Here is a 7134-nt window from a genome sequence, read left to right on the forward strand (position 1 = left end):
AGGCCCTCCCCCCCCTCGTGTCCGCGGCCAGGCCCCTCCCGGCCGCTCCCCCCTGTTCATGCCGGCCATTAGCACGATCCGTGCCATCGGGGGCAAGACCGAGCCAGGCGCCACCCGGAGCGGCCAGGCCGGAAAAACAGAACCGCCAATTCCCTGTTTCCAACCGCCCCGGCCGGGGCTAAGATAGGCAAAGTCACGGCTCGCCGGGGCTCTTCCCTGGCAACACGTTGGAATCGTTGGCAAAACATAAGCCAGGAACTGCCGGTTCCTGCCAGTGGCGGGCCAGAACTGGCAGTTCCTGTTTTTTCGGTCGGAAACGGCCATGCAGACCATCCTGGTCATCTCCGCGGATCCCCAGCTCCAGACCGCTTTCGACCCCTGTTTTCCGGCGGCCCGGCATCTCGGCCGGGCGGCCAGTGTGCCCGCCGGCCTGGAGGCCATGCGGGACAGCCATCCGGACGTGGTGTTCCTGGACCTGCGTCTGCTGGAGGGCGGTGGCCGCCGCAATGGCTACCGGGCCGCCCTGCAGCCCATCTGGGCGGCCTCGCCCCATACCGAGGTGATCGTCATGGCCGGTCACGACATGGTGCGGGAGGCGGTGATGGCGGTGAAGGCCGGGGCCAGCAACTACGTCCTCTATCCCCTGGATCCCCATGAGGTGCGCTACGTCACCGAAAGCGTCCAGGATTCGATCCTCATGCAGTCGGAGCTGGACTACCTGCGGGACCAGTTCTGGCGCGCCGATTCCCTGGAGATCGTCCAGACCCGTTGCCCGGCCATGAAGCGGGTCTTCGACAAGGTGCGCTCGGTGGCGCCCACCAGGAGCACGGTGCTCCTGTCCGGCGAGACCGGCACCGGCAAGGGGGTGCTGGCCCGGCTCATCCACAAGCACAGCGACCGCCGGGAGGCCCAGTTCATCTCCATCCATTGCGGAGCGATCCCGGACACCTTGCTGGAGAGCGAGCTCTTCGGCCACGAGAAGGGGGCCTTCACCGGCGCCATCCGCCGCAAGCTGGGCAAGTTCGAGATCGCCAAGGAGGGGACGATCTTTCTCGACGAGATCGCCACCATCACCCCGGCGGCCCAGATCAAGCTGCTGCAGATCCTGCAGGACGGCACCTTCCAGCGCCTGGGTGGCGAGGAGACCCTCGCCGCCAACGTGCGGGTGATCGCCGCCACCAACGTGGATCTCAAGGCCATGGGCGAGGCCGGCCAGTTCCGGCGGGATCTCTACTATCGGCTGAACGTCTTTCCCATCGAGATCCCCCCCCTTCGGGAGCGGCGGGAGGACATCGCTCTTCTGGCCGCCGGCTTCCTCAAGCGCCAGTACCGCTTCAACCAGAAGCCGATCCAGGATATCCACCCGGCGGCCATGGCCGGTCTTCTGAGCTACGCCTGGCCGGGCAACATCCGGGAGCTGGAGAACGTCATCGAGCGGGCGTCGATCCTGGAGGCCAGCTCCATGCTGATGCCCGAGAGCTTTCCGGCAGAGATCTTCGGCCCCCAGGCCACGCGGCCCCGCCTGCACGTGGACGCCTCCCGCACCCTGGCCGAGGTGCGGCAGGCCGGCGTGGCCGAGATCGAGCGCTGCTACCTCAGGGAGCTGCTCGCCGTCCACGAGGGGAGCATCAAGAAGAGCGCCGCCACGGCCGGTATCACCAGCCGGCAGCTCCACAAGCTCATGAGCCGCCATGGCCTGCACAAGGAGGCCTTCAAGGCGCCGGCCGCGCCCGCGGCCGGCCGGGCCGGAGGTCGATCGTGAACGACTCCCCCGCCATGCCCGGCCCCAGGAGGAGCGGGCCCGGCCTGGTCGCCGAACTGGACCGCTGCCTGGCCAGCTCCCGGGCGGCTTGCCCCTACCGCCAGTCCCACACCGCGCTCTACCGCCAGGCCCGCTTCACCCGGCTGTCGCCGGTTCTGTTCGACCGCTTCCTGGACTGGGGCTTCCGCCGCAACGGCAACGTCTTGTACACCATGGGCTGCCCGGACTGCACGGCCTGCATCCCGATCCGCCTCCGTCCACCCACCCTCCAGCTCGACCGCAGCCAGCGCCGGGCCTGGCGCAAGAACCAGGACCTGACCGTGGAGATGGGCCCGCTGGCCATCCGGGCCGAAAGCCTGGATCTTCTCGACCGCTTCCTGGCCAGCCGCTATCCGGAGAGCCGGGCCCCCGACTACTACCCCCACTTCTTCCTGAACACCATCACCGACAGCATCGAGATCCGCTACCGCCTCCGGGACCGCCTGCTGGCGGTCAGCATCGTCGACTGCGGTGCCTCTGCCCTGTCGGCGGTCTACTTCTTCTTCGACCCGGCCGCCGGCCGGCGCAGCCTGGGCACCTTCAACATCCTCTATCTGGCCGATCTGTGCCGCCGCCACGCCCTGGACTCCCTCTACCTGGGCTACTGGATCGAGGCCTGCCAGGCCATGGCCTACAAGGCCCGTTTCCGGCCCCATGAGCTGCGGCTCGGGGATGGCTGGCAGGAGGGAATCCTGCCAGGCAGCACCGCCCGGCCGGTAGCCCATCCCCTGGTGGCGTGACCCGGGGAGGGGCGGCACGAAAGGCGGCGTGGTGCCCGGCCTCTCCCGGGCAGGTCTGCCCGGTCTGGCCACCCCTCGCCCATGACCACCCGGTCCGCCCCCACCTTCAGCGGCCGGTGGCAGCCGCTCCCCCCATGCCCAGCCGGCGGGCGACGATGCTGGCGGCCGGCAGGTCGCGTACGGCGCTGGCAGCCTGGATCAGCGCTTCCCGGTCGGCAGCGGACAGGGTTTGCAGGTCGCCACCCTCGAAGAACACCATGGCCTTGAGGCATTCGCTCGGCTGGAAGGCACGGCCGAACAGGGCACGGCCGGCCGCCAAGCCTGTGGCGACGCTGGTGCCGGCCTTGATCATGGCGGCCAGATCCCGATAGTCCTTGGCCTCCACCCGTTGCAGCATGACCTTGAGCTTGGTGGCCATGAGGTCATTCAAAGAGGCCACCTGCAAAACGCCATCGTGGGTCAGCCTGGGCTCGCCGACACGGCCAAAGCCGAGAGCGCCAAAAAAGGAGATCTTGACATACTCCTGCGGGTGGTCCTCGGCGGCAACCAGGATGGTGAGGGTCTGCGACTGGTCCTGCAGCACTGTGGCCTCGGCCAGGAAAGGGAACGCCTGGCTCAGTGCCCCCCGGTCCAGCGGTTGATCGGTGAAGAAGTCAAAATCCACCGACGTGCGATGGCCAAGGTGCAAGGCCACGGCGGTGCCGCCGTAGAGCACCAGGCCGAGGGCGGCGGCCGGCCGCAACGCCGGCCAGAGCCGCCGTTGTGCAGGGGGCAGAACCTCCAGGTGCGCCTCGAAGGTCCTCGTCATGGCAGGCGTCTCCTGGGCAGGGCCGGAACCTGACCCGGCCTGGCCATCCCGAGCCGGTAGTGCCAGTAGGCCCAGGAGCGCTCGGAGTATTGCCCGGCCTCGGCCCGGGTGAGCACGGCCCGCAAATAGTCGTCCCCAACCAGGGTTGCCAGCTTCTGGACATCCTCGTAGTCCCCGATGTCCATCACCTGCGCCACCACCCGTTCCGGCTGCAGCAGCGCCTCGTCGGCGGTCTTCCACCAGCAGTACTTGGCGGCCAGCTCCTGCAGGAGGTCGCGATCGATTCCTCCCATGACGGCTTATTCCCCCGGGGTGCGAAAGATTGTTGTACGTTCACCGCGCAGGCTCTCCGCCAGGCCTCCGGTCGCGGGCCTGGTCGCAGGCGACCAGGTTGGACAGTGACCAGGAAAGGACACGGCGTCAAGAGGAAAACGGTTGGTGGGCTCCGGCCTCCGTACGAGGGAAAGCAGTCCGGTGCCGGGGCAGCGGTCCTTGACCCCGCTGATCCGGATCGACATCCGCCCGGGCGGCCATTTGCGGACCCAGCAGGCGACCTATTGACTTATCAGGATCGTCGCTTTTAATTGGAGAAGTGGGCGTGGGTGCCCGAGGGGAGTCGGGGTCCGGATGCCCTGTGGATCGGCAGGTCACGGAGGAAGGCGGATATGTTGGAGGCGGCACCAACGGTTGGGGCCATGACGCGGGACGCCTGTGTCTTTTCCTGCACCGATCGCTTGTGTGAGGCCATGGACCGGGCCGGGGTGCCTCCGGATCCGGTGTGGCGCAGTCTCATCCTCTACCTGCGCAGCGTTGGCGATCTCGACTATCTGAGCCCGCAGCAGAGGCGAGATCTGCAGGGACTCCTGCTGGCGGCGATCCACGATCGGGACTTCTCGGCCCACCGTCTGGACGAGACCCTGCGGCGGCACGAGCAGATCTTCACCGCCCCCTACCGGGAGCGGCTGGAGCAGGCCGTGCAGGAGTCGGCGCGCATGCTCCGGGAGTTTCTGGCCATGATGGCCTGCCGCCGGGGAGATGTCCAGGGGCTGGGTGAGCGGGTCGTCTCGGCGGTGGCGGTGGAGCAGGACCCGGTGCGTCTGGTGGCGGGCATGCGCCAGGCCTTCGCCGAGGTGGTGGCGATCATGGACCAGGACCTGGCGAAGCTGACCCGTCTCAGCCAGACCGATGCCTTGACCGGCCTCCACAACCGGCGGGCCTTCGACGACTTTCTGGCCCGGGCCATGACCGCAGCGACCCAGAACAACAGCTCTGTGGCCCTGCTCTTCCTGGACATCGACCACTTCAAGGGCTTCAACGACCGGTTCGGGCACCGGGTCGGCGACCAGGCCCTGGTCACTGTCGCCAAGATCATGCGGCAGGGGGGCGAGGCCTTCTATGCCCGATACGGGGGGGAGGAGTTCGCGGTGGTCCTTCCCGGCGCCGGCTTGGCGGCCGCCCTGGAGCACGCCGAAGCCCTGCGCCGCCGCATCGCCGGATACGAGCTGGTGATCCGGGACAGCCGCGGGGCCATTGTGCAGAAGGGGATCGCCATCACCGCCAGCATCGGGGTGGCGACCTGGTCCGCGGCCACCGGCCTGGAGGCGGGGGAGCTGGTGGAGGCGGCGGACCGGGCCCTCTATGCCGCCAAGGCCGGCGGCCGCAACCGGGTTGTCGGTCCGGACGCCGCCTCGTAGCCACGCCCCCTGGCGCCCCCCCCGCACCGGCCGTCAACAGGCCGGCGAGAGCCTGGCCAGGTACCGCGCCAGCGCCCCGGTTCCCTCCCACCACCGATCGACCACCTGGCCCAGATACGCCTGGGCGAACCTTCCCAGCGCGAGAGCCGCGTCAATCGGCGCCGGAGACCGGCAACCGGCTCCGGTGCCGGAAGGTCAGGGCCCGGCCGCTGGCCGCATCGGTCACCGAGGTTCAGGCGGCCCATCCAATCGTAGTGCAGGATCTGCTGGTTGCCGGCCCCGTCCTCCCGGCGCTGCCGCCGGCCGTTGGCATTGAAGACCGGACGCGAGCCGTCCCGGCGCTGCCGCCATCCAGGTCCGAGGGCGGCGTGTCGGCCCAGGAGGGGAAGGCCAGGAGCAGCAGGAGGAGAAACAGGAAGCGGGAAAGAACCGCCCCCAGCCCTTTGGAGGTCGTTCAGGAACAAAAGAGGGGGGTACGGCCGCCGGGACTTACTCGCAACGCGATTCGTGTGCCAGCTGCCAAGCACTCTCAGCACGAACATCCCCTACGTTCCCGTCCCCTACGGTCCTCGAACGTCTCCTACGGTCCCGTTCCAACGGTCCCTCGACGTCCTTATGGTGCCCGAGGAACCGCGATCCTCCCCTCGCGGCGAATCACCATCTCCGTTCGTAACGAAAACCATCCTCGTCACTGCCGACACGGTAACCCATGGACTCAAGCGATTTGTCCTCGTCCCGTCGTGCGAGGTGGACCCCATTGTCAAGACAGTCTTTCCCTGAATTTAAGCTGGTCACCCCATGCCATCGCAGCGGCCCAGGCCCGCGGGCGGGGTGTCGGCCCAGGAGGGCAAGGCCAGGAGCAGGAGGAGCGACAAGGGACCGAGGAAGAGCAGCCCCCAGCCCATTGGAGGCTGTCCCGGGACAAGAGAATGCGGCCGCCGGCCTGGTCGAACAGCAATTCATGCGCCAACTGCCAAGCACTCTCTGCATGGACGTCCCTACGCCCCCGAACGTCTCCTACGCCTCCTCCCCTACGCCCGGACGTCCTCTACGCCCCTATGCGTGGAATGCACCCTACCTGGCTTCAGATGCCTTCCTTCGAGCGGCTTCGTCTACATACGCCGCGAGTTGTGGAAGTGCCGTGATATCTCCTCTGAGCAGATCCGAACCTACATTGCGGAGATCTTGGACAAGAATCTCAATATGCTTGAACAGTTCCTGGCTAGTCCGAAAATGACTGTCCGGACACGACTCTTTCGCCTTGCGAAAAGCAACGAGATGGGCGAGCCAGATACCTGTTGCCCCCCAAGGGGATTCGCGTCGCCATTTGCTCCATTGTGCGCCTTTGGGCATCAAAGTGATGTTCACCGATGGGATGTGACTCGGATAGAGATAGAGCCGGACATCGACATCACGCCCAACCAGCTGAAAGGTCATCTCGTCTGTCTGGACAAGCTCCAATTTAAATTCATTGGCAAGCGAACCGAATGCCTCGCGTGCCTTCGTCTGAAACTCTGTGGTGATGTGTTGGGAAATAGACATGACGTTACGGAGCCATGGGAACCATGCGAACGCCTTCTTGGACGTAACCGTGCCACTGGAGGTATGGAAGCTCAAGTTCCAAGAAGGCTGAATAAGGACGAGCGGGAAGACTATTCAGAATAGCCGCATGTTTCGTCGGGTCAGTTGCGAGGTATATCTCATCTCCACGCCTAATCGCGCTATCCAACCACTTGATTTTTTCTTTCGCGTTCCAAGTAGGAATATCAAGCACGTTGTGCTCAGGCCACCCTTTCGCAGCAAGCGTATCAGCTCGAGACCCGATTACTGTCGTTTGTTTCGGAATGATTCCACCCTTTGTAGCACAAGAGCCATGAGCACCCTTGCCAAATGCAGCCATGGGCGGCACCGGCGGCATCCCCAGCAGCATGGGAACGAGGCCAGCAATTCCCGGAGCCCCCAAGCTTGGCTATTCCCATAGGGTTTGACGCGTGGGCTTCGTAAACTTTTTGCCTGAATCAGCCCGGACGCTACGGGAATCCGAGGCATTTTGAGGTGGCTGATGGCCACCGGAGAGCGAAGACCATGGAC

Annotated in this window: 6 protein-coding genes; 3 read left to right on the forward strand and 3 right to left on the reverse strand. The window is 66.1% G+C overall.

Annotated features, from left to right (window positions below; all coding sequences use genetic code 11):
- The first annotated feature begins 322 nt into the window (after positions 1-322).
- A complete protein-coding gene (locus AB1634_18025) occupies positions 323-1762 on the forward strand; it encodes a sigma-54 dependent transcriptional regulator (GenBank protein MEW6221414.1) in 1440 nt (479 codons plus the stop codon).
- Positions 1759-2541 carry an arginyltransferase gene (locus tag AB1634_18030; GenBank protein MEW6221415.1) on the forward strand — a complete coding sequence of 261 codons (783 nt, stop codon included), beginning with the start codon at positions 1759-1761 and terminating at the stop codon, positions 2539-2541. The genes AB1634_18025 and AB1634_18030 overlap by 4 nt, the downstream gene beginning before the upstream one ends.
- Positions 2542-2647: 106 nt before the next feature.
- Here AB1634_18030 and AB1634_18035 read toward each other — a convergent pair whose 3' ends face one another.
- Positions 2648-3349 carry a nucleotidyl transferase AbiEii/AbiGii toxin family protein gene (locus tag AB1634_18035; GenBank protein ID MEW6221416.1) on the reverse strand — a complete coding sequence of 234 codons (702 nt, stop codon included), beginning with the start codon at positions 3347-3349 and terminating at the stop codon, positions 2648-2650.
- Positions 3346-3642 (reverse strand): hypothetical protein, encoded by a 297-nt coding sequence (locus tag AB1634_18040; protein MEW6221417.1) that lies wholly within the window; start codon positions 3640-3642, stop codon positions 3346-3348. Before AB1634_18040 ends, AB1634_18035 begins: the two co-directional genes overlap by 4 nt.
- Positions 3643-4044: 402 nt before the next feature.
- Between AB1634_18040 and AB1634_18045 the strand changes: the two genes are divergently transcribed.
- Positions 4045-5043, forward strand: coding sequence for a GGDEF domain-containing protein (locus tag AB1634_18045; protein MEW6221418.1), 999 nt, complete (start codon positions 4045-4047; stop codon positions 5041-5043).
- A 1074-nt stretch (positions 5044-6117) separates the two neighbouring features.
- Here the strand turns inward: AB1634_18045 and AB1634_18050 are convergent.
- Positions 6118-6585, reverse strand: a complete 468-nt coding sequence (locus tag AB1634_18050) for a hypothetical protein (GenBank protein MEW6221419.1) — start codon at positions 6583-6585, stop codon at positions 6118-6120.
- Positions 6586-7134: the final 549 nt, after the last annotated feature.

Source organism: Thermodesulfobacteriota bacterium, assembly GCA_040755095.1.
Taxonomy (GTDB): Bacteria; Desulfobacterota; Desulfobulbia; order Desulfobulbales; family JBFMBH01; genus JBFMBH01.